Genomic DNA, 20,811 nt, shown 5'->3' on the forward strand with positions numbered 1-20,811 from the left:
TCAGACGCCTTAGACCTTGTCGAACACCAAGTCCCACACACCATGACCAAGCTTCAAACCACGGTTTTCAAACTTGGTGAGCGGGCGGTAGGCGGGCTTTTTGGCAAAACCGCTTGGGTCGGTGGCTGTATTTTTCAGCAAAGGTTCGGCAGACACCACTTGCATCATTTGCTCTGCATACGGTTCCCAGTCGGTAGCCAAGTGCAGATAGCCGCCGGGCTTGATGTGTTTGGCCAAGCGGTTGACGAACGCGCTTTGAATCAAACGGCGCTTGTGGTGACGGCTCTTGTGCCAAGGGTCTGGGAAGAAGATGTGCACACCGTCTAGGCTGTTTTCACCCAGCATGTGGTCCATCACCTCGACCGCGTCGTGCTGCACGATGCGAATGTTGCCAATGCTTTCTTCGCCACAGCGCTTGAGTAACGCACCCACGCCTGGGGCGTGAACCTCGCAGCACAAAAAGTTGTCGTCAGGGCGCGTGTGCGCAATCTTGGCCGTGGCGTCACCCATGCCAAAACCGATTTCCAAAATCAGTGGGGCAGTGCGGCCAAACGCAGCAGACACATCCAAACGCTCAGGCGTGTAGGGCACCAAAAACTGAGGGCCAAATTGCTCAAACGCACGTGTCTGACCGGGGCCCATGCGTCCTGCACGCAGCACGTAAGTTTTGATGACGCGCATAAATGGGGTGTCGGTTTTTTTGACGTCTGGAGTAGTGGGCGTGTCGGCGGTGGTCATGGCTGAGAAATCTAAAAATAGGGGCCCATTATCGCGGGACCGCATGGGAATAAATTAGGTATGTCAACAGCTCTCGCATAATTCACTTCTTAAAGAAAAGGGATGAGCTTGATGCACGACATGATTGATTTTTTCAAGCGGTACCAATCCGAATTCGATCAACAAAATTGGGCAAGTTTTGCCGCCTTGTTTCATGAGCCTGCGATGAGCGTTCGAGCCGATGGTTCTGTGATGGTCATTCCTACGCATGCAGACGGAGCGCGTTTGTATGCGTCTGTTTCAAGCGCTTGGCGGGCCGAAGGGTATGAACGATTTGAGACGGAAAACTTTGAAGTGCTGGCGCAAGGGCAAGACAGTCGGCTCGTGTCTTTTGATTGGCTGATGCTGTCAAACGAAGGTGAGTTGATTCGCCGTTGGAGGCAGTCGTACCAGGTAATACGCACAAAAGATGACTGGCAGGTCTTTACATCGACTTTTCATAAGCCTTGACCCAATGGGTAAGAGCCTCTGTGAGCGAGCCACTTTGGGGCGCTAGATTGAGTCGTGCGGCGGCGGCATTCAGTGCAGCCAAAGGGTTGGAGAGGTCCAAGGCCTCAGCACCGTTTTGCTTACTCAGCTTTTCCCCGTTCTCACCCAACACCAGCGGCGTGTGCATGTAGCTCGGTGTGGGCAAGCCCAGCACACGTTGCAACACGATTTGCCTTGCAGTGTTGTCGGTCAGGTCCGCGCCGCGCACGATGTGGGTGATGCCTTGTGCAGCGTCGTCCACCACCACGGCGAGCTGGTAGGCCCACAGGCCGTCAGCGCGGCGCAACACGAAGTCGCCCACCTCTTGAGCTACGTCTTGTTGTTGTGGCCCGAGCAAACGGTCTTGCCATGTCAAAGGCGTGGGCAGCTTCAGATCGTCGATGACGCGCTGCACGTTCAGTCGCCATGCACGTGCAGTTTTGCCATTCAAGCCGTTGCGGCATGTGCCGGGGTAGACGGCTGCTGTGTGGCGCTCACGCGTGTGGCCCATTAAGGCTTGCGCGTCTTCAATTTCTTTGCGTGAGCAACCACAGGGGTAGGCCCAGCCTTTGGCGATCAAGGCATCTAGCGCGGCTTGGTAGGCATCGCCGCGTTGCGATTGCCACATCACGGGTGCGTCAGACACGAGCCCACAGGTGGCGAGTTGTTGCAGGATGAGTTGGTCTGCGCCTGCTATGCAGCGCGGTGTGTCCACGTCTTCGATGCGCACCAGCCATTGGCCGCCGTGCGCGCGCGCGTCTAGCCAACTGGCAAGGGCAGCAACGAGCGAGCCCGCATGTAGCGGGCCCGTGGGTGAGGGAGCGAATCGACCGATGTACGGCAATTACAAACGCTTGGCTGATTGGCAAACCGCCAAGGCGAGTTCAAGGCCAGACACAAACGCGTCTTCCACGCGATGGCCCAAGTGCCAGTCGCCACAGGTGCCCAAGCCATTGGCTGGGTTGTACTGATGCGAGACACCCAGTGGTGTGATGGTTTTGGCATACAGCCAGCGGTGCAACTCGGCGTGTGCTGGTTCGGCGCGGATGCCCGTCAGTTCAGCAAACGCGCGTAAGAGTTTGGCTTTCACGCGGGCTTCGGTGTCAGTGATGTGTTCGGCAGACCAAGCGGCACTGGCTTGCACGGTCCAACGTTCCACCTTGCCACGACCAGGCTTGGATGACTCGCGTGCCAACCATGCAATGCGGTGGTGAATGCTGCGTGCGGCGTTCCACTGTGGGCCAATGTGCAGGTTAGGTTGTGTGGCGTTGGGGAAGGCCACCATCATGGTCCAGCAAGGGGCCACGTCGACGGCGTCCATGGCTTTGAGCCACTGCGCATTCGCGGCCTCTTTGCCGGAGGCTTTGAGCAAGTTCTCGGCTTGTACCGAAGGAACAGCGAGCAACACATGGTCAAAGCCCGCATGCTTTTGCGCCACTTCTTTGCCTGACGTGCTGTTGACGGTATGGAGTGTCCACAAGCCTTTGGCGCCACGCTCAAGGCGGTTGACTTGGGTGTTGTAGGTCACAGCTTTGCCCAAGGGCTCGGCCCAGTGACGCACCAAGGCGTTCATGCCGGGCTTGGCCACAAAGTGCGCGTCTTTGGTGGCGCGTGCTGCTTCAAACACATGGCCCAGTGGGTCGAGCACGCGCACGGCGTTGGCGCTCCAAGGGCGGCAAATGTCAGAGGTGCCGGGCACGGTTTGCAAGGCCAGTGAGAAGCGTGGGTCGCGCACGGTGAAGTATTGAGTGCCGTGGTCAAAAGTGCCGAAGTTGCTCAGGCGGGTGGACATGCGACCACCTGCGCCTCGGCTCTTTTCAAACACGTGCACATGGTGGCCAGCGTTGGCCAAAGTGCGGGCTGCTGTGATGCCAGCGATGCCGGCTCCGATGATGGCGATGTTTAAGGTCATGGCTGCACTCTACACCTTCCGTGTGGGTTGATTGGGTCGGGGGTTCACCAATAGCGCGGAACGTGTGGTGGTGCTTTTGAGTTGTTTGAGCCACCACTGCAAAGCGCGACCACCGCGCTCACCCTCGCTGCCATCGGGGATGCGCCAAGCGTAACTGAGTTGGGCTACACGTTGTGGGCGGTCCACTTCGCGCACCACCAACACGCCTTGGTCAATCAAGGGCTGCACCATCAATTCAGGCACAAATCCGACGCCCAAGCCACGCACCTGCGCTTCAATTTTGCTGTGCATGTTGGAGACAGTGAACACATCTTGACCCGGCAATAAACCAATCGTCACGCCTGCGCCACGTTGCACCGAATCAGCCACGGCCACGGCGCGGTGTTGGCCAATGAGCGCATCGGTCAAGGGCTCTGGGGCTTGTGCCAACGGGTGATGCGGCGCCATGGCAAACACAAAGCGCATAGGGCCCAGCGCGTGGCTGTGAATGCCCGAAGTCGTGCCGCTTTCGCTGAACGAGCCTGCAATGCCCAGTGCCAAATCTGCTTGGCCGCTCGTCAATGCTTCGAGCGTGCCGGTGAGGGTTTCGTCGCGCAGCTTGAGGCGCGTGGGGGCGTTCAAGGCCATGAAGGCTTCGCACAATTCCATCACCGTGGTGCGATCGATGATGCCGTCCACCGCGATGGTGAACTGGCTTTCCCAACCCGTGGCCACGCGTTTGACGCGATTGGCAATGGCGTCCATGTCGGACAGCAGGCGTACGCCTTCACGCATCAGTTCGTGCCCTGCGGCTGTGAGCTTGGCTTGGCGTGAACTGCGATCAAACAGCAGCACATCGAGTGCATCTTCGATTTGGCGCACGCGGTAGGTGAGGGCGCTGGGCACCAGTCCTAGGGCGCGGGCGGCAGCGGCAAAGCTGCCTGCTTTTTCAATCGCGTGCAGCATGGACAGCGAATCGGGGGTGAGGACGTCACGCGGGGAGGTCATGCAATGGGGTTTTGATCATTCAAATAATTTGAATGATGCCATCAAATGCCATGCATGGCAAAAGTGGGGCGAAGGCCTAAAGTTCAGGTCAAGACAAAACAGGAGACCAAGCCATGTTGACCATTCGCAAATCACAAGACCGAGGCTACGCCGACCATGGCTGGCTCAAGTCATTTCACAGCTTTTCGTTCGCCAATTACTACAACCCCGAGTTCATGGGCTGGGGAAATTTGCGCGTCATCAACGAAGACCGCATTGCACCGGGCACAGGCTTTGGCACACACGGCCACCGTGACATGGAAATCATCAGCTATGTGCTCAGCGGCAACTTGGCTCACAAAGACAGCATGGGCAACATCAAAGGCATTCCGCCCGGCGATGTGCAGCGCATGAGCGCGGGCAGCGGTGTGCAGCACAGCGAGTTCAACCACGCGCCAGACGAGACCACGCACTTCTTTCAAATTTGGATTGAGCCTAATGTGCGCGGCATTCCCGCCAGCTACGAGCAAAGGCAAGTGCCCCCCGTTTCTAAGCGCGGTGCGCTGAGCCGCATTGCGGCGCCTGAGGATGCGGTGGTGAAAATTCATGCAGACGCCGCGTTGTACGCGGGTTTGTTTGATGGCGACGAAGCTGCGACATTGGACATTGCACCGGGTCGCAAAGCCTATGTGCACTTGATTCGCGGCAGTTTGCAAGTCAATGGCGTGGTACTGGCCACCGGTGACGCAGCATTGCTAGACAACGAACCGAGCATTCACCTGACACACGGCCAAGATGCCGAGGTGCTGGTGTTTGATTTGGCCCCTTGATTTTTTATTTCATATCTTCAAAGGAAACGCTCATGAACAACGCACTGAGCCTCATTGGCCGCATTTTGTTGGCCGCACTGTTCTTGCCTGCAGGTTTGTCAAAGCTCTCGGGCTTTGAAGGCACCGTGGGCTACATCGCTTCCGTTGGTTTGCCTTTGCCCGCTGTGGGCGCTGCTGCAGCGCTGGCTGTGGAGATCTTGGGCTCTGTCGCGTTGATCGTGGGTTTCCAAACCCGCATCGTGGCGGCAGTGCTGGCGGTCTTCACTCTGGTGGCTTCTGTCTTCTTCCATGCTTTCTGGGCTGCGGCGCCTGAGCAAGCATTTGTCCAGCAGCTCTTGTTCTTTAAGAACATCGGCGTGGTGGGCGGCTTGTTGGTTTTGGTGTCTTCAGGCGCTGGCGCTTGGAGCCTAGACGCTAAAAAACAAGCTCAATAATTCACACACTTTCCGTTTACGTTTCTTCAACCTCACTAGGAATTCAACATGACCAAAACCGTCGTCGTTTATCACTCAGGCTACGGCCACACACAACGCGTGGCCCAGTTCGTGGCCGAAGGCGCGAAAGCCACTGTCATTGCCATCGATGCAGACGGCAACATCACTGATGCCGATTGGGAAACTTTGGATGCGGCTGATGCCATCATCTTCGGTTCACCCACCTACATGGGCATGGCCTCATGGCAGTTCAAGAAGTTTGCAGACGCGACGTCCAAGCGTTGGTTCAGCAGCGCTTGGAAAGACAAAGTGGCCGGTGGTTTCACCATCTCTGCCAGCCCCAGCGGTGACAAGCTGTCGACTGTTCAGTACTTCATCACTTTGGCCATGCAACAAGGCATGGTGTGGGTGGGCCAACCTGCCATGAACGACGGCAACATCAACCGCATTGGTTCTAACTCTGGCGTGATGGCGCAAGTGGGCCCGACCAGCCCAGCCGCTGACATTCCTCAAGGCGACTTGGACACGGCCAAAGCCTATGGCGAGCGCGTGGCGGCAGTGGCTGCCAAATTGCGCGGCTAATTCGCGGTTCACTAACCTCCGTCATGAGCGGCGGGTGAAATAAAAGGGCAGTTCCTCGGGGCTGCCTTTTTTCTTTGGTTAGTATTCAAACCATGAAGATCATTCAACTGTTGCCCTGGGCCGATTGGTTTGCACTCGGATTTTTTGTCTTGGTGTGGATGGGCTACGCGGCGTTTGCGAAGTACAGCAGCGAGCACCATCACTCCATCTTGGCCATGACCAACCGCTATCGCCACTTGTGGATGTTGCAAACCACAGGACGCGATCCCCGCATGTTGGATGGCATCATCACGCAGACCTTGTCGGCCACGCCCGCATTTTTTTGCTCCACCACCATTTTGATTTTGGGTGGCTTGTTTGCCTTGCTGGGCACCACCGACAAAGCGGCCGAACTGGTGCGCGAAATTCCGTTTGCTGTGCAAACACCTATTCTTGTGTTTGAGTTCAAGATCTTGGTGTTGGTGGTGATTTTTGTGTACTCATTTTTTCGCTTCTCATGGTCGATGCGTCAGTACACCTTTGTGGCGCTGCTCATTGGCGCCATGCCCCCCGCTGAAAGCTTTGCAAGCGGTGAGGTGACAGACCGTCAGCGCTATGCCGATCGTGCGGCTGCCATGACTGGCTTGGCGGCTGAGACCTTCAACGGCGGCTTGCGTGCCTACTATTTTTCTTTTGCCGCACTGGGCTGGTTTTTTTCACCCGCCATGTTTGTGTTGACCACGTTGTTGGTGGCCGGCGTGTTGTACACCCGTGAATTCAAGTCTGAGGTGCTGACGCTGTTGGAAGAGTAACGGGGAATGTGCCATCGGGCGCCAAGCCCGTGGCATTGAGGTCAGCGCCCACGGCCCGGCGCTCATCAAACACAAAGCAGCCGCCGTCGTAGTGGTCGCTGCCCACTTCTTCAAAGTATTTGAGGATGCCGCCTTCAAGCTGGTACACATGGGGCAGGCCCGCATTGCGCATGTAAATGGCTGCTTTCTCGCAGCGAATGCCGCCCGTGCAAAAGCTGATGACAGTTTTGTCTTGCAACTCGTCTAAGTGCGCTTGCACCGCATCAGGAAATTCGGTGAACTTGGTGATGCCCCAGTTGATGGTGTTCTTGAACGTGCCAGCATCCACCTCAAACTGATTGCGTGTGTCCAGCGTGACCACTGGGCGGCCTTCGTCGTCATGGCCTTGGTCCAACCAGCGTTTCGCGGTTTCGGGCGTTACCGCCGGTGCGCGCCCCTCGGCAGGGCGAATGCTGGGGTGGTTCATGCGGATGATTTCGTGCTTCACCTTCACCAGCATCTTTCGAAACGGCTGCGTTTCAGACCAGCTTTCTTTGGGTGCCAGGTCGGCCAAGCGTGCATCGGTACGAAGCCAGTCGACAAAGCTGCGCACATCTTCGGCGCTACCGGCTAAGAAGAAATTAATGCCTTCTTCTGCTATCAGGATGGTGCCTTTGAGCTGGCTCGCCAAAGCGTTGTCCAAGCAAGGTTGGCGCAGGTCTTGGGCGTCGGGCAGGGCGACGAATTTGTAGCAAGAAATATTGAGGATTTGGTTCACCCAGCCATTCTATGTAACGGCGTGTCCCTACAATCTGGCGCATGTTTGTTCACCTGCGCCTTCACTCTGAATTTTCTGTCGTTGACGGGACCAACCGCATCGACGAGGTGGTGAAAGCAGCCGCAGCTGACCAGCAGCCCGCGCTGGCCATCACCGACATCAACAACCTGTACGGTGCCATCAAGTTTTACAAAGAAACGCGTGGCAAGGGCGTCAAGCCCGTCATCGGCGCAGAGATTTACCTAGAAAGCCTGACCCAAGACGCCGCGCAGACTTCGCGCATGGTGTTGTTGGTGCAAAACCATCAGGGTTACTTGAACCTGTGCGAACTCATCAGCCGTGGCTGGACGCAAAACGTGCACAGGGCTGTGGCCGTCATCAAGCTGGAATGGCTGCAAGAGTTGTCGCAAGGCCTGATTGCTTTGTCAGGTGCGCAAGCCGGTGCGGTGGGCCAAGCCTTGGTGCAGGGCGACACCACGCGTGCTGGCGAAGTGGCCTTGCAGTTGGCTGGCATCTTCCCGCATCGCTTTTACATTGAGCTGCAACGCGCTGGCCGTGCGGATGACGACACCCATGTGTCTGCCGCCGTGCAACTGGCCGCTCGTTTGAGCCTGCCCGTGGTGGCCACACACCCTGTGCAGTTCACCGAGCCCGACGATTACGAAGCGCATGAAGCGCGTGTGTGTATTGCCGAAGGCGAAATTTTGGGTAACCAACGCCGTGTACGTAAGTTCACGCGCGAGCAGTATTTCAAATCGTCCTCCCAAATGTGCGAGCTGTTTGCTGATGTGCCTAGCGCCATTGCCAACACCGCAGAAATTGCCAAGCGTTGCAACCTGACCTTGGTGCTCGGCAAGCCGCAGCTGCCCAACTTCCCCATCCCGCCTGTGAACGGTGTGGTGATGTCGGTGGAAGATTACTTCCGTCACGTGTCGCACGAGGGCTTAGAAGCCCGCTTGGCTCATCTGTACCCGGTGCAAGCCAAACGCGACGAAGAGCGTCCACGTTATGTGGAGCGCCTTGAGTTTGAGCTGAACACGATTTTGAACATGGGCTTTCCCGGCTACTTCTTGATCGTGGGTGACTTCATTCAGTGGGCCAAAGCCAATGGTTGCCCTGTGGGTCCCGGCCGTGGTTCGGGTGCGGGCTCGCTGGTGGCATATGCGCTGAAGATTACTGACCTTGACCCGCTGCAATACAACTTGCTGTTCGAGCGTTTCTTGAACCCAGAGCGGGTATCCATGCCCGACTTTGACATTGACTTTTGCCAAACCAACCGCGATCGCGTGATTGACTACGTGAAAGACAAATACGGCCGCGAAGCTGTGTCGCAAATTGCCACCTTCGGCACCATGGCCGCGCGTGCCGCGATTGGTGACGTGGGCCGTGTGCTCGACATGAGCTACACCTTCTGCAAAGGCATCAGTGGCTTGATTCCCAACAAGCCCGGTCAGCACATCACCATCGCCGGTGCGATTGAGGTGGAGCCCATCTTGGCCGAGCGCTTGGCCAAAGAAGATGAAGTCAAAACCTTGTTGGAGTTGGCGCAAAAGCTTGAAGGCATGACGCGTAACGTGGGCATGCACGCCGGTGGTGTGTTGATTGCCCCAGGTAAGTTGACCGACTTCTGCCCGCTGTACCAACAGCCCGGCAGCGAATCGGCGGTGAGCCAGTTTGACAAAGACGACGTGGAAGCCGCTGGCTTGGTGAAGTTCGACTTTTTGGGCTTGGCCACGCTGACCATTTTGGAGATTGCGCGCGAGTTCATCATGGCGCGCCACAAAGGCCAAGAGAACTTTGCATTCGAGAACATCCCGCTCGACGACAAGCGCACCTACGAACTATTCCAAGACGGCAAGACCGAAGCCGTGTTCCAGTTTGAAAGTCGCGGCATGCAAGGCATGTTGCGCGATGCGCGTCCCACGCGCTTGGAAGACTTGATTGCGCTGAACGCGTTGTACCGTCCAGGCCCGATGGACTTGATTCCCAGCTTCGTGGCACGTAAGCATGGCCGCGAAACCATTGAGTACCCTCACCCCATGGTGGCAGAGATGTTGTCCGAGACCTACGGCATCATGGTGTACCAAGAGCAGGTGATGCAGACCGCGCAGATTTTGGGCGGCTACTCGCTGGGCGGCGCTGACATGTTGCGCCGTGCGATGGGTAAGAAGAAGGCCGAAGAGATGGCCGAACACCGCACCATCTTCCGCGAGGGCGCCGCCAAGAACAACATCGACCAAGACAAAGCGGACGAGATCTTTGACTTGATGGAGAAGTTCGCAGGCTACGGCTTTAACAAGTCGCACGCGGCTGCTTACTCGTTGTTGGCGTATCACACCGGTTGGTTGAAGGTGCATTACACGGCCGAGTTCTTCTGCGCCAATATGACGGTGGAGATGGACAACACCGACAAGCTCAAGGTGTTGTTTGAAGACGCGCACAAGATGGGCCTCACGTTTGAAGCGCCTGATGTGAATCGTGGCTTCTATCGCTTTGAACCTATTTCAGACAAAGTCATTCGCTACGGACTAGGTGCCATCAAAGGCTCAGGTCAACAAGCCATCGAAGCCATCGTGGCCGCGCGTGAAGACGGGCCATTCACCAGCTTGTTTGATTTCTGCCGCCGCGTGGACCGCAGCCGTTTGAACAAACGCACGGTCGAAGCCCTCATCAAAGCCGGTGCGTTTGACAACTTGCACCTCAACCGTGCCGAGCTGTTGGCCAGCGTAGAACGTGCGTTTGACTTTGCCTCAGCCAGCGAAGCCAACGCCAACCAAGGCGGCCTGTTTGACATGATGGGCGAAGACGCCCACGGCTCCAGCACGCAAGAGCCCGAATACGTGGAAATGTTGCCATGGGGCGTGAAAGAGCGCCTCACGCACGAGAAGGTGGCACTGGGCTTTTACTTATCCGGTCATTTGTTCGACGAAGTCGAGCGCGAGGTGCGCCGCTTTGCCCGCACCCGCATTGAAGACCTGATGGACTCACGCGAGCCGCAGTTGTTGTCGGGCATCGTGAGCGACATGCGTGTGATCAACGGTCAGCGCGGCAAGCTGGCCATCTTCAAGCTGGACGACAAATCGGCGGTCATCGAAGCCACGGCAGACGAGGCCACCATCAACACCTATCGCAACACCTTGAAGGATGACGAGCTGGTCATCATCATGGGCAAGGCGCAGCCTGACCGTTTTTCGGGTGGCTTGCGTTTGTCTATCCAGCAGGTGTGGAGCCTTGAGCAAGCCCGCTGTCGCTTTGGCAAGTACCTGAGCGTGACGGTCAACGGCACTTCGCCCGACATTGCCCGCATGTTGCGCGACCATCCCGCAAAAGTGGAGCAATCCGAGCAGGGTGAGTTGGTGCGCGGCATGGGCGTACGATTGAAGCTGCTGCGCGACGGGGCCACGGCTGACGTACAGTTGGGCGATAACGCCAAGTTTTTCCCCAGTGATGCGGCCTTGGCCAGTTGGATGGCACAGGCCCACGACGGGCAATCACACATCATTTACGAGTAAACACATCTATGTGGACCATTCCTACGCTCATGACTCTGGCGCGCATCGCGGCCATACCGCTCATCGTGGGGTTGTTTTATTTACCGATCGAAACGGCGGAGCGCAATCTGTGGGCCACCGTGATGTTTGTGGTGTTTGCGTTGACCGATTGGCTAGATGGCTACTTGGCTCGCAAACTCAATCAGTCTTCTGCCTTTGGTGCGTTCCTTGACCCAGTGGCCGACAAGTTTTTGGTGTGTGCTTCATTGCTCATCTTGGTACACCTCGGGCGCGCTGATGTGTTGGTGGCGTTGATCATCATTGGCCGCGAAATTGCCATTTCTGCTTTGCGTGAGTGGATGGCTCAAATCGGCGCTTCTCGCAGTGTGGCTGTGCATGTGCTTGGCAAGTTGAAGACCATGGTGCAAATGGTGGCTATTCCTTTCTTGCTGTACGACGGCCAAATCATGGGCGTGATTGACACGGCCTTGTGGGGCAAGGTGTTGATTTGGATTGCAGGCGTGTTGACCGTTTGGTCGATGGTGTACTACCTGCAAAAGGCTTGGCCCGATATCGTGGACCACGCCAAGTAATGCCTGAGCAACGCAGGCTTGCATGGCTCAACGCCATGCCTTGGTTGTTTGTGTTGATTTGGAGCACCGGCTTCATCGTGGCGCGCTACGGCATGCCCAACTCGCCACCCTTCACCTTCTTGTTGTGGCGCTACGTTTTTTCCATTCTGTGTTTTGTACTGTGGGTCAAATGGGCGCGTGTGCCTTGGCCGCAGGGCAGGGCGCAGTGGTGGCATTTGGCCGTCACGGGCGTGTTGATGCATGCCGGCTATTTGGGTGGCGTATGGGCCGCCGTGAAGGTGGGCATGGGCGCGGGCCTGACCGCTTTGATTGTGGGTTTGCAACCGGTCATCACCGCCATTTGGCTGTCGGCGCGTGGTGGCCATGTGTCGCGCCGTCAATGGCAAGGTTTGGCCCTCGGCTTTGTGGGTTTGGCCATGGTGGTGTCACGCAAGCTTGAAGGCGGCATTGAAGTCACACCTTGGAGCCTGACCATGATCACCATGGCATTGGTGTCCATCACCACGGGTACGCTGTATCAAAAACGATTTGTCCAGCCCTGCGATGTGCGCAGTGCCAATGCCGTACAGCTCATGGCCGCTTATTTGGTGACCTTGCCATTGGCCTTAATGGAAACCGAGCCTGCTTTGTGGAATGCCGAGATGACTTGGGCCATGGTGTGGGCGGTGCTGGTGTTGACCTTGGGCGGCAGCTCGTTGTTCTACATCCTCATCCAACGTGGCGCAGCGGCGTCGGTGACCAGTTTGTTGTACTTAGTGCCACCCACCACCGCTGTGATGGCTTGGATTTTGTTTAATGAGCCCATCACCTTGGTGACACTGGCAGGCATTGTGGTGACTGCTGCAGGGGTGAGCTTGGTGGTGCGGCCTCCTAAAATCGCCGCTTAATTTTTTGAATGTTTGTGAATTTTTGCTAAGGGTTGAAGATGAGTCAAAAACGCATTGCAGTGATCGCCGGTGACGGCATTGGCAAAGAAGTCATGCCTGAAGGCATCCGCGTCATGGACGCAGCCGCCCGTAAATTTGGCATCGATTTGAAGTTTGACCACTTCGACTTTTCCAGCTGGGACTATTACGAGAAGCACGGCAAGATGCTGCCCGACGATTGGAAAGACCAAATCGGCGGCCACGATGCCATTTACTTTGGCGCCGTGGGTTGGCCTGACAAAATTGCAGACCACGTGTCGCTGTGGGGCTCGCTGTTGATGTTCCGCCGTGAGTTTGACCAGTACATCAACTTGCGCCCCGCGCGTTTGATGCCCGGCATCATTGCGCCCGTGGTGCGCCGTGACGGCACACCACGCCAGCCTGGCGAGATTGACATGTACATCGTGCGTGAAAACACCGAAGGCGAATACTCCAGCATTGGTGGCCGCATGTACCCCGGTACCGAGCGCGAAATCGTGATGCAAGAAACCGTGATGTCACGCATTGGCGTGGACCGTGTGTTGAAGTTTGCCTTTGAGTTGGCGCAGACCCGTCCTAAAAAGCATTTGACCAGCGCCACCAAATCCAACGGCATTGCCATCACCATGCCTTATTGGGATGAGCGCGTGGTTGAGATGGCCAAGAACTATCCTGGCATCAATGTGGACAAGTTCCACATCGACATCTTGACCGCTCACTTTGTGCAGCGCCCCGATTTCTTTGATGTGGTGGTGGCCAGCAATTTGTTTGGCGACATCTTGAGTGACTTAGGCCCCGCATGCACCGGCACGATCGGTATTGCGCCCAGCGCCAACTTGAACCCCGATCGCAAGTTCCCTTCTTTGTTTGAACCGGTGCATGGCTCGGCGCCAGACATTGCGGGTAAAGGCATTGCTAACCCGATTGGTCAGATTTGGTGCGGCGCGATGATGCTGGAATTTTTGGGTCACAAGGACGCACACGATGCAGTGATGGCTGCGATTGAAAAGGTGCTGGATCCCAAGAGTGGCGCGCCCAAAACGCCTGACATTGGTGGTAATGCTAATACTTCAGATGTCGGTCGTGCGATTGCTGAAGCCTTGTAATTTTTAGTTTCAAAAAACGACTAGAATTCGCTCCCATGCTGTGCTGTACATAGCCACTTTCGATGTGACGCTTGTTGCAACAAGAGGGCCAACACCCATAGCAGCTTATAACTTGTATGGCTTGTAAATTAGTCATACCCATTGATCAACATCACATCTCATTGAGAGGGGATTTTTGTGAATAAGACAGAACTGATTGAGCACATTGCCAAGCACGCAGACATTTCTAAAGCTGCAGCGACTCGCGCACTCGAGTCCACCATCGGCGCCGTGAAAACCACCCTGAAAAAGGGCGGTACTGTTTCTTTGGTTGGTTTCGGTACTTTCGCAGTGGGCAAGCGCGCCGCTCGTACAGGTCGTAACCCACGCACTGGTGAAGCGATCAAGATCAAGGCCGCTAAGGTGCCTAAGTTCCGTCCAGGCAAAGGTCTGAAAGACGCCTTGAACTAATGAACGGTTAAGGATGGGTGCTTAGCTCAGTTGGCAGAGCGGCTGCCTTACACGCAGTAGGTCGGCGGTTCGACCCCGTCAGCACCCACCACCCATTAAAAAGGCGAACACACGGTTCGCCTTTTTTCTTGGCTTCTCACACATCACGATGAGTCCACTCCATGTTTGATTTTGTTCGCAAGCACACACGGGTCATGCAATTTTTGCTGTTCCTGTTGATCTTCCCATCTTTCGTTTTGTTTGGCCTTGAGGGCTACAACCGTTTCAAAGAAGGTGGCTCTACGGTGGCCACGGTGGACGGTCACGACATCACGCAAGCCGAGTGGGATGCGGCACACCGAAGCCAGGTCGAACGTATGCGCAGCAGCATGCCCAATGTGGATGTGAAGCTGTTTGACACACCTGAAGCTAAATACAGCACCTTAGAGCGCCTGGTGCGTGACCGCTTGTTGCAAGTGGCAGCCAGCCAATTGCGTTTGGGTGCCAGCGATGCCCGTTTGGCCGCTGAGTTGCAGCAAAACCCCACCATTGCAGCCTTGCGCCGCGCCGATGGCACTTTGGACATCGAGCGTTATCGCCAATTGTTGGCCACGCAAGGTATGTCGCCCGAATCGTTTGAAGCCCAAGTGCGCGGTGATTTGGCGTCGCGTCAAGTCATGTCCGGTGTGGGTGTGACCAGCTTTAGTTCTGCGGCTTTGGCGGATGTGACCTTGAATGCTTTTTATGAGCAACGCCAAGTGCAAGTCGCGCGTTTTGCGCAGTCTGACTATGTGGCGCACATCAATCCGACAGAGGCTGATTTAGAAACTTATTACAAGGCCAATGCCGACAAGTTTCAGTCTGCTGAGCGTGCCGACATTGAATACGTTGTGCTGAACTTAGCTGCTGTGCAAAAAGACATTGCGGTTCCCGAGGCAGAGCTGAAAACGTACTACGAACAAAATACAGCCCGTTTGGCTGGCCTCGAAGAGCGTCGTGCCAGCCACATCTTGATCAATGCTGACAAAGGCGCGTCTGCTGCCGAGCGTGATGCAGCCCGTGCCAAAGCACAGGCTTTGTTGGCTGAGGTGCAAAAGTCGCCCAACCAATTTGCTGAGTTGGCTCGCAAAAACTCGCAAGACACAGGCTCCGCTGCCAAAGGCGGTGACCTCGATTTCTTTGGTCGTGGTGCCATGGTCAAGCCGTTTGAAGAGGCCGCATTTGCGCTGAAAAAAGGCGAGACCAGCGGTGTCGTGGAAACAGAGTTTGGTTTTCACATCATTCGCGTGACCGACATCAAACAGCCTGAGCAAAAAAGCTTTGAATCGCAACGCGCGAAGCTCGAGCAAGAAGTGCGCTCTCAATTGGCGCAACGCAAATTTGCCGAAGCGGCTGAGCAATTCACCAACATCGTGTACGAGCAATCGGACAGCTTGAAGCCAGCAGCTGAGCGCTTGAAGCTTGACGTGCAACAAGCCAGCAACTTGGGCCGTGAGCCTGTGGCGGGCAACACCGCTGCCAATAATCCCAAGCTGTTGGCTGCCGTGTTCTCACAAGATTCGATTGAGAAAAAGCGCAACACCGAAGCGGTAGAGTTGGCTACCAATGTGTTGGCTGCCGCCCGCATCACCAGCTACAGCCCTGCGCGCACCTTGCCTTTGGATGAGGTCAAAACGCGTGTGCGCGAGCAAGTGGTGGCACAACTGGCCACTGAGCGTGCACGTGCGGAAGGTGCTGCGAAATTGGCCGAGTGGAAGGCCAGCCCTGATGCTGCCAAACTACCTGCCGCCATTGTGGTGTCACGTGAATCAAAACAAGCTCAGCCTTCTGCGTTGGTTGAAGCGGCGCTGCGAGCCAGCACACAAACCTTGCCTGCATGGGTGGGCGTGGATTTGGGTACCAGTGGCTACGCCGTGGTGAAGGTTGAAAAAGTGCTGCCACGCGATGCCGCCAATGTTTCAGGTCTGGCTCGTGAGCGCGAGCAATACGCCCAGTGGTGGGCCTCGGCCGAAGGCTTGGCTTACTACAAGCTATTAAAAGAAAAATTCAAGGCAGAAATCAAAATAGCTAGGTTATAATTTTGCCTCTACGGTGGCTGTAGCTCAGTTGGTAGAGTCCAGGATTGTGATTCCTGTTGTCGTGGGTTCGAGCCCCATCAGCCACCCCAGTATTTATGCGGGTTCCCAGTTAGGGAGCTCGCATTTTTTTTGGGAATATGAATTCCAAAAAGTAGGTTTTTTTGGAATGTGTTGCTCGCAACCCGCTATTTGCCTAGATAGACAACAGGAACAGAGGGGCTGTACTGAAGTTTTTCCGACTTACTTGCTTTTTTAAAGTTGGAATAGGTGTCTACAGATATGGGGGAATGCCAAAGCTCCTTGAGCTAGCAAGCACTGGACAATTCCCAGTTCCAGTTAATTGCGAGATTCACGTTGGGTCTGAGGATTGGCAGAGTTGCGCAAATTCCAAAGTCTTTGGCGAGATGGTTTGGATCAAAGTTCACTTGGTTCAGGGTGTAGGGCACATATTGCCGCATGCACACGTGAATGAATTGTTGAAGACGTGGAAAGTGTAGATTCACAGTCGTTTCCATCAGCCAGTCCAGTATTTATATGCCCTAGCAACCTTTTTTGTTTCTAGGGCGTTTTTATTATCCGAGCCATGTAAGACGGATTTAACCTAAGTAGGGAAGGGCATCAATTCTCGTTTTTCGAACCTTCGACAAATGCTAATACTGCCTCTAGCATGCTTCGCACATGCGGCTGTATGCCCGCAGCGACATCTGGCAAATATTCAAAAGGCCAGGTTTCCTGCATGTAACTGCATTGCGTCATTTCTAGCTGCACAGCATGAACACCTTGAGTTGGATTTCCGTGTTGGCGTGTGATGTGCCCACCCTTAAATCGACCATTGAGCACAGCGCTATAGCCTGATGCTTTTTGACCAATTGCCAGAAGTTGTTCTGCTAACACAGGACTACAGCTGGCTCCTTCAGCAGTACCTAGATTCAGATCGGGCAAGCGACCTTCAAAAAATCGCGGCAGTACAGAGCGTATGGAATGAGCATCCCACAAGGCAGCAACGCCATGCTCGGCTTTCATGCTTGCTAATTCATTTGCTAATTGCGCGTGATAAGGCTTCCAGATGGCTTCACGGCGTGCAGCAATCTCTGCTTCATCCGGTTCTTCGGCTGGGTCGCGATAAAGAGACTGATCATCGAACAAATCAACAGGACACAGTCCAGTAACGCTTTGTCCAGGGTACAGACTCGCCCCGTCAGGTGGACGGTTCAGATCAATCGCAAAGCGTGAATGTGTAGCCACAAGAACAGAGGCTCCAAGCTCATCTGCAAAGTCGTAAAAACGCTCGAGATGCCAGTCTGTATCCGGTACGCGTTGTGCTTCGTCGGTTAGACGAGCGGCCAAGGCAGGCGGCACGTAGGTACCCACATGCGGCATGGAGATCAGTAGTGGGCGTGTTCCCTTACGAAAGCGAAAAGGAGGTTCAGTAGTTTCAAAAGTCATTGTGTGTTCTCTAGTAATTGTTGACGTGCAGCTATCAGGCCGTTCGAAGCGTTGTCATGTAAAACATGACGACCCGATTCGACCTGCAATTGGCCAGCTACCCATACCTGAGATAGCGCTGATTGGCGGTGGCTAGCAAACACATGGGTTGATAGCATGGCTTCGGGTGAGGGTAGATTCCGCAGCAGTGGGTGTTGGGCATCGAGCACGATCGCATCTGCTTGTTGGCCTACTACTAGACCTGCGACCTTGCGGCCACATGCTTGTGCGCCACCGTTAACCGCAGCAAGTGTCATGGCTGTAGCAACTGAGGTCTGTTCTTCCGTTACCAGAACATTGCGTTGGCGCGTGGCTAGACGTTGGCTGTATTCCAGCAGCATCATTTCTTCAGCTGCATTGACGCTGGCGTGACTGTCTGAACCTAACCCCCAATGCCCACCGGATTCCAACCAAGTGTGTGCATCGAAAATTCCGTCACCCAAATTAGCTTCGGTGCTAGGGCATAGACCTGCAACAGCACCAGTCTGAGCAGCGCGGGCGCTTTCCGCAGCACTCATGTGAGTAGCGTGAACTAGGCACCAACGTGCATCAACGTGCGTGTGGTTGAGTAACCACTCCACAGGTCGCTGTCCGCTCCAGGCAATGCAAGCGTCGACCTCACCTGTTTGCTCTGCAATATGAATATGAACGGGAGCATCAGCGTCTATTGAATGCAAACCCATTAGAGCTTCGCGCAAACTGTCGGGCGGCACGGCGCGCAAGGAATGCGGTGCAAGTCCAAGGCGGGCGCCTTGTGCTTCGCACAGTGGCTTTAGCCTTTGCAGTAAGTCCAACATGTTGTCGGTAGATCGGATAAAGCGCCGCTGACCCTCATTTGGCGGAGTTGCTCCAAAGCCACTGGTTTGGTAGAGCACTGGCAGCAAAGTCATCCCGATACCTGCACGAGCTGCAGCACGTAATAGACACATCGAAAGAACGGCGTCATCTGCATAGGGGCGACCATCTCGATCATGATGTACGTAATGAAATTCACATACGCTGGTGTAACCGGCCTCTAGCATCTCGACATATAGGCCTGTCGCAATGGCTTCAAGTTGCTCTGGTGTGATGGCCGCCGCAAATCGGTACATCAAGCTACGCCAACTCCAAAAGCTGTCTTGTGTGGCGCTCCGGTATTCGGTCAGTCCTCCAAACGCTCGCTGAAAAGCGTGCGAGTGCAAATTAGGCATGCCTGGCAACAAGGGACCCGCGGTGCGAGGGGTACCTGTGGGACAACTTGTCTGGACACTGACATCTGTGAGCAGACCATGATCGTTCCATGACAACAGAACATCACGCGCCCAGCCCGTGGGCAACAAGGCGTGTTCTGCAAAGAGGCTAAGGTGTTTCATGTGGTGTTCCGACGCAAGCTCATGCCATCAACAGCTAAATAGCCTTGGCGCACTACGCTGCACGCAGGGCGTTGACCCAACCAATAGGCTAGCTCAGAGACATCGCTAAAAGGCCAAAGTACAAAATTAGCGGGAGAGCCGAGAGCGATTTGCCCATGTGTGGCCTCCAGTCTCAAGGCCTTCGCCGCATGACGGGTCACGCCCGCTAGGGCTTCAGGCACGGTCAATCGGAAGAGTGTGCAAGCCATATTGATCATCAATAGCAAACTCAGGGATGGTGATGTTCCAGGATTGTGGTCGGTCGACACAGCCATGGAAACGCCAGCCGACCTCAGTGCATCAATCGGTGGTAAGTGGGTATCGCGAAGGGTGTAATAAGCACCGGGCAACAACACCGCCACGGTTCCTGCCTCCCTCATTGCGGCAATACCTTCGGCACTCAGGTGTTCGATATGGTCACACGACAGCGCCCCATAGCGCGCCGCTAGCGCCGAACCGCCCATATCAGTCAGTTGCTCTGCATGCAGTTTGACTGGCAGACCTAATTTTTGCGCTGTCTGGAATACGCGCTCGGTCTGAGCGAGCGAGAAACCAATGGTTTCGCAAAACACATCCACAGCATCGACCAACCCCTCTGCCGCTAGAGAAGGCATCATCTCTTGGCAGACCAGTTGTATGTAATCGTCGGTGCGTCCTGTGTATTCAGGCGGGAGTGCATGCGCTCCCAAAAACGTAGTTCGAACTGTGACATGAAACGACTCACCTAAACGCCGCGCAACTCTCAGTTGTTTTCGCTCATGTTCCAAGCTCAAGCCGTAACCTGATTTGATCTCGATTGCACAAACACCTTCACTGAGTAAAGCTTTCAGACGAGGCACAGCCGCCTCAAACAAGTCGTCTTCACTGCATTCACGCGTGGCTTTAACACTGGAGACTATTCCGCCTCCAGCGCGTGCAACTTCTTCGTAGCTGGCACCAGCAAGGCGCATCGCAAACTCATTCGAGCGTTGACCACCGTACACCAGATGCGTGTGGCAATCGATGAGCCCCGGTGTGACCATTGCACCCAGTCCATCGTGCTTGGACCAAGAGCTATAGCTGCCGGGTAGTGCACTATAAGAACCAGCCCAAACAATTGATCCTTGTTCGACCACTATGGCCGCATCACTCAAGGCGGCTGCACCAGCTCCCAGTGCCTCTGGTGCGAAGTGCAGGTGATGCCACACACCATCGGCGCTTGGCAAGGCAGGTGTAGGAGGCGCAATACTCATAGCTTTTGTACGTGAAGGTTGAGAGCAATTAGCGCTGCATCTGGACTTTTAGGAAGTAGCTGCCAAGCCAAAGACGAATCGCTCCACCAAAAGCCTTCCTGCGGTGCAAGGTGCTCCTCATGATTACCATTAAGCTGCCAATAACCATGCACTGCCAAAACCAAACCATGCGATGCAGTAGGCCAATCGCAGCCATGGCGAATGATCTGTAAAGAAACATTGCTGCAAGTTGATCGGCGTGTCATGACGTTGAAATCGTGGCAGTCATCATCTAACAAGCTGGCATTGATGTCGGTCTCACCCTTAAATGCAAACGGTAACAAGGGCACATTCAGTAAGTGATCTACATCACCATCGCTGCTTTTCAAATGCACACCGCCTCCGCTGATCAAAGTGATGATTCTGTCCACCCCTGGAAATGCTGAGAATGGTCCGTCGCTGGCAATGTGCGCGATGCTGACTCGCCAGTCAAAATCACCAATGCCAGATCCTATGGGTTGACAGACGATTTCACGTGTCACACCACCGCCATTTTTCCAGGGCGTGGCTTGTAAATCATCTACATGAAATCGATGCAGTGTCAT

Annotated in this window: 20 protein-coding genes and 2 tRNA genes; 13 read left to right on the forward strand and 9 right to left on the reverse strand. The window is 55.3% G+C overall.

Going from position 1 to position 20,811, the window contains the following annotated elements; all coding sequences use genetic code 11:
• Nucleotides 1–9 precede the first annotated feature (9 nt).
• On the reverse strand, nt 10–738 hold the full coding sequence (gene trmB / locus LINBF2_RS04105) for a tRNA (guanosine(46)-N7)-methyltransferase TrmB (protein ID WP_281890639.1): 729 nt from the start codon (nt 736–738) through the stop codon (nt 10–12).
• 102 nt (nt 739–840) lie between these two features.
• Here trmB and LINBF2_RS04110 point away from each other — a divergent pair, with 102 nt between their 5' ends.
• On the forward strand, nt 841–1,227 hold the full coding sequence (locus LINBF2_RS04110; protein ID WP_281890641.1) for a hypothetical protein: 387 nt from the start codon (nt 841–843) through the stop codon (nt 1,225–1,227).
• Here LINBF2_RS04110 and gluQRS read toward each other — a convergent pair.
• Genes gluQRS through LINBF2_RS04125 form a run of 3 tightly spaced genes read right to left on the reverse strand, consistent with a single transcriptional unit; the run spans nt 1,202 to nt 4,144 of the window.
• Nucleotides 1,202–2,089, reverse strand: coding sequence for a tRNA glutamyl-Q(34) synthetase GluQRS (gene gluQRS / locus LINBF2_RS04115; protein ID WP_281890642.1), 888 nt, complete (start codon nt 2,087–2,089; stop codon nt 1,202–1,204). The genes LINBF2_RS04110 and gluQRS overlap by 26 nt on opposite strands.
• Nucleotides 2,090–3,157, reverse strand: coding sequence for an FAD-dependent oxidoreductase (locus tag LINBF2_RS04120; RefSeq protein ID WP_281890644.1), 1,068 nt, complete (start codon nt 3,155–3,157; stop codon nt 2,090–2,092).
• Between the two features lie 9 nt (nt 3,158–3,166).
• A complete protein-coding gene (locus LINBF2_RS04125; RefSeq protein ID WP_281890646.1) occupies nt 3,167–4,144 on the reverse strand; it encodes a LysR family transcriptional regulator in 978 nt (325 codons plus the stop codon).
• Between the two features lie 113 nt (nt 4,145–4,257).
• Between LINBF2_RS04125 and LINBF2_RS04130 the strand changes: the two genes are divergently transcribed.
• The 4 genes from LINBF2_RS04130 to LINBF2_RS04145 all read left to right on the forward strand — a co-directional run bounded on the left by LINBF2_RS04130 (nt 4,258) and on the right by LINBF2_RS04145 (nt 6,760).
• Entirely contained in the window at nt 4,258–4,953 is a 696-nt protein-coding gene (locus tag LINBF2_RS04130; RefSeq protein ID WP_281890648.1) for a pirin family protein, read from the forward strand.
• 32 nt (nt 4,954–4,985) lie between these two features.
• Nucleotides 4,986–5,387: a DoxX family protein gene (locus LINBF2_RS04135; protein WP_104799244.1), complete on the forward strand. Its 402-nt coding sequence runs from the start codon at nt 4,986–4,988 to the stop codon at nt 5,385–5,387.
• Between the two features lie 48 nt (nt 5,388–5,435).
• Nucleotides 5,436–5,969: a flavodoxin family protein gene (locus LINBF2_RS04140; protein WP_281890650.1), complete on the forward strand. Its 534-nt coding sequence runs from the start codon at nt 5,436–5,438 to the stop codon at nt 5,967–5,969.
• A 92-nt stretch (nt 5,970–6,061) separates the two neighbouring features.
• Nucleotides 6,062–6,760, forward strand: coding sequence for a DUF599 domain-containing protein (locus tag LINBF2_RS04145; RefSeq protein ID WP_104799246.1), 699 nt, complete (start codon nt 6,062–6,064; stop codon nt 6,758–6,760).
• Here the strand turns inward: LINBF2_RS04145 and LINBF2_RS04150 are convergent.
• Nucleotides 6,726–7,517 carry a sulfurtransferase gene (locus LINBF2_RS04150; RefSeq protein WP_281890652.1) on the reverse strand — a complete coding sequence of 264 codons (792 nt, stop codon included), beginning with the start codon at nt 7,515–7,517 and terminating at the stop codon, nt 6,726–6,728. The genes LINBF2_RS04145 and LINBF2_RS04150 overlap by 35 nt on opposite strands.
• 41 nt (nt 7,518–7,558) lie before the next feature.
• Here LINBF2_RS04150 and dnaE point away from each other — a divergent pair, with 41 nt between their 5' ends.
• The 8 genes from dnaE to LINBF2_RS04190 all read left to right on the forward strand — a co-directional run bounded on the left by dnaE (nt 7,559) and on the right by LINBF2_RS04190 (nt 16,208).
• Nucleotides 7,559–11,029: a DNA polymerase III subunit alpha gene (dnaE, locus tag LINBF2_RS04155; protein ID WP_281890654.1), complete on the forward strand. Its 3,471-nt coding sequence runs from the start codon at nt 7,559–7,561 to the stop codon at nt 11,027–11,029.
• A gap of 8 nt (nt 11,030–11,037) precedes the next feature.
• A complete protein-coding gene (gene pgsA / locus LINBF2_RS04160; RefSeq protein WP_281890656.1) occupies nt 11,038–11,601 on the forward strand; it encodes a CDP-diacylglycerol--glycerol-3-phosphate 3-phosphatidyltransferase in 564 nt (187 codons plus the stop codon).
• A complete protein-coding gene (locus LINBF2_RS04165; protein ID WP_104799250.1) occupies nt 11,601–12,488 on the forward strand; it encodes a DMT family transporter in 888 nt (295 codons plus the stop codon). Before pgsA ends, LINBF2_RS04165 begins: the two co-directional genes overlap by 1 nt.
• A 38-nt stretch (nt 12,489–12,526) precedes the next feature.
• Nucleotides 12,527–13,612, forward strand: a complete 1,086-nt coding sequence (locus LINBF2_RS04170) for a tartrate dehydrogenase (protein WP_281890658.1) — start codon at nt 12,527–12,529, stop codon at nt 13,610–13,612.
• A gap of 177 nt (nt 13,613–13,789) precedes the next feature.
• Nucleotides 13,790–14,062: an HU family DNA-binding protein gene (locus tag LINBF2_RS04175; RefSeq protein ID WP_104799252.1), complete on the forward strand. Its 273-nt coding sequence runs from the start codon at nt 13,790–13,792 to the stop codon at nt 14,060–14,062.
• 15 nt (nt 14,063–14,077) lie between these two features.
• Nucleotides 14,078–14,153: transfer RNA gene (locus LINBF2_RS04180), tRNA-Val, on the forward strand.
• Nucleotides 14,154–14,223: 70 nt separating this feature from the next.
• Complete coding sequence (locus tag LINBF2_RS04185; RefSeq protein ID WP_281890660.1) at nt 14,224–16,119, forward strand: SurA N-terminal domain-containing protein; 1,896 nt, start codon at nt 14,224–14,226, stop codon at nt 16,117–16,119.
• Nucleotides 16,120–16,132: 13 nt separating this feature from the next.
• Nucleotides 16,133–16,208, forward strand: a tRNA-His gene (locus LINBF2_RS04190).
• 529 nt (nt 16,209–16,737) lie between these two features.
• Here the strand turns inward: LINBF2_RS04190 and hutG are convergent.
• From hutG to LINBF2_RS04210, 4 genes are read right to left on the reverse strand one after another with little or no spacing between them, the layout of a single operon-like run.
• Nucleotides 16,738–17,565 carry an N-formylglutamate deformylase gene (hutG, locus tag LINBF2_RS04195; protein ID WP_104799255.1) on the reverse strand — a complete coding sequence of 276 codons (828 nt, stop codon included), beginning with the start codon at nt 17,563–17,565 and terminating at the stop codon, nt 16,738–16,740.
• On the reverse strand, nt 17,562–18,956 hold the full coding sequence (locus tag LINBF2_RS04200; protein WP_281890662.1) for a formimidoylglutamate deiminase: 1,395 nt from the start codon (nt 18,954–18,956) through the stop codon (nt 17,562–17,564). Before LINBF2_RS04200 ends, hutG begins: the two co-directional genes overlap by 4 nt.
• Nucleotides 18,953–20,227 (reverse strand): imidazolonepropionase, encoded by a 1,275-nt coding sequence (gene hutI / locus LINBF2_RS04205; protein WP_104799257.1) that lies wholly within the window; start codon nt 20,225–20,227, stop codon nt 18,953–18,955. Before hutI ends, LINBF2_RS04200 begins: the two co-directional genes overlap by 4 nt.
• The gene (locus tag LINBF2_RS04210; RefSeq protein WP_104799258.1) at nt 20,224–20,811 is read right to left on the reverse strand and encodes a HutD family protein; all 588 of its coding nucleotides are present in this window, start codon (nt 20,809–20,811) and stop codon (nt 20,224–20,226) included. Before LINBF2_RS04210 ends, hutI begins: the two co-directional genes overlap by 4 nt.

It is taken from the genome of Limnohabitans sp. TEGF004 (genome assembly GCF_027924965.1).
Taxonomy (GTDB): domain Bacteria; phylum Pseudomonadota; class Gammaproteobacteria; order Burkholderiales; family Burkholderiaceae_C; genus Limnohabitans.

Excerpts from the sequence above, each read along its gene's own strand:
- trmB (WP_281890639.1), bottom strand. The coding sequence starts at position 738 with ATGACCACCGCCGACACGCCCACTACTCCAGACGTCAAAAAAACCGAC.
- LINBF2_RS04110 (WP_281890641.1), top strand. The coding sequence starts at position 841 with ATGAGCTTGATGCACGACATGATTGATTTTTTCAAGCGGTACCAATCC.
- LINBF2_RS04120 (WP_281890644.1), bottom strand. The coding sequence starts at position 3,157 with ATGACCTTAAACATCGCCATCATCGGAGCCGGCATCGCTGGCATCACA.
- LINBF2_RS04125 (WP_281890646.1), bottom strand. The coding sequence starts at position 4,144 with ATGACCTCCCCGCGTGACGTCCTCACCCCCGATTCGCTGTCCATGCTG.
- LINBF2_RS04130 (WP_281890648.1), top strand. The coding sequence starts at position 4,258 with ATGTTGACCATTCGCAAATCACAAGACCGAGGCTACGCCGACCATGGC.
- LINBF2_RS04135 (WP_104799244.1), top strand. The coding sequence starts at position 4,986 with ATGAACAACGCACTGAGCCTCATTGGCCGCATTTTGTTGGCCGCACTG.
- LINBF2_RS04140 (WP_281890650.1), top strand. The coding sequence starts at position 5,436 with ATGACCAAAACCGTCGTCGTTTATCACTCAGGCTACGGCCACACACAA.
- LINBF2_RS04145 (WP_104799246.1), top strand. The coding sequence starts at position 6,062 with ATGAAGATCATTCAACTGTTGCCCTGGGCCGATTGGTTTGCACTCGGA.
- dnaE (WP_281890654.1), top strand. The coding sequence starts at position 7,559 with ATGTTTGTTCACCTGCGCCTTCACTCTGAATTTTCTGTCGTTGACGGG.
- pgsA (WP_281890656.1), top strand. The coding sequence starts at position 11,038 with ATGTGGACCATTCCTACGCTCATGACTCTGGCGCGCATCGCGGCCATA.
- LINBF2_RS04165 (WP_104799250.1), top strand. The coding sequence starts at position 11,601 with ATGCCTGAGCAACGCAGGCTTGCATGGCTCAACGCCATGCCTTGGTTG.
- LINBF2_RS04170 (WP_281890658.1), top strand. The coding sequence starts at position 12,527 with ATGAGTCAAAAACGCATTGCAGTGATCGCCGGTGACGGCATTGGCAAA.
- LINBF2_RS04185 (WP_281890660.1), top strand. The coding sequence starts at position 14,224 with ATGTTTGATTTTGTTCGCAAGCACACACGGGTCATGCAATTTTTGCTG.
- hutG (WP_104799255.1), bottom strand. The coding sequence starts at position 17,565 with ATGACTTTTGAAACTACTGAACCTCCTTTTCGCTTTCGTAAGGGAACA.
- LINBF2_RS04200 (WP_281890662.1), bottom strand. The coding sequence starts at position 18,956 with ATGAAACACCTTAGCCTCTTTGCAGAACACGCCTTGTTGCCCACGGGC.
- hutI (WP_104799257.1), bottom strand. The coding sequence starts at position 20,227 with ATGAGTATTGCGCCTCCTACACCTGCCTTGCCAAGCGCCGATGGTGTG.
- LINBF2_RS04210 (WP_104799258.1), bottom strand. The coding sequence starts at position 20,811 with ATGACACTGCATCGATTTCATGTAGATGATTTACAAGCCACGCCCTGG.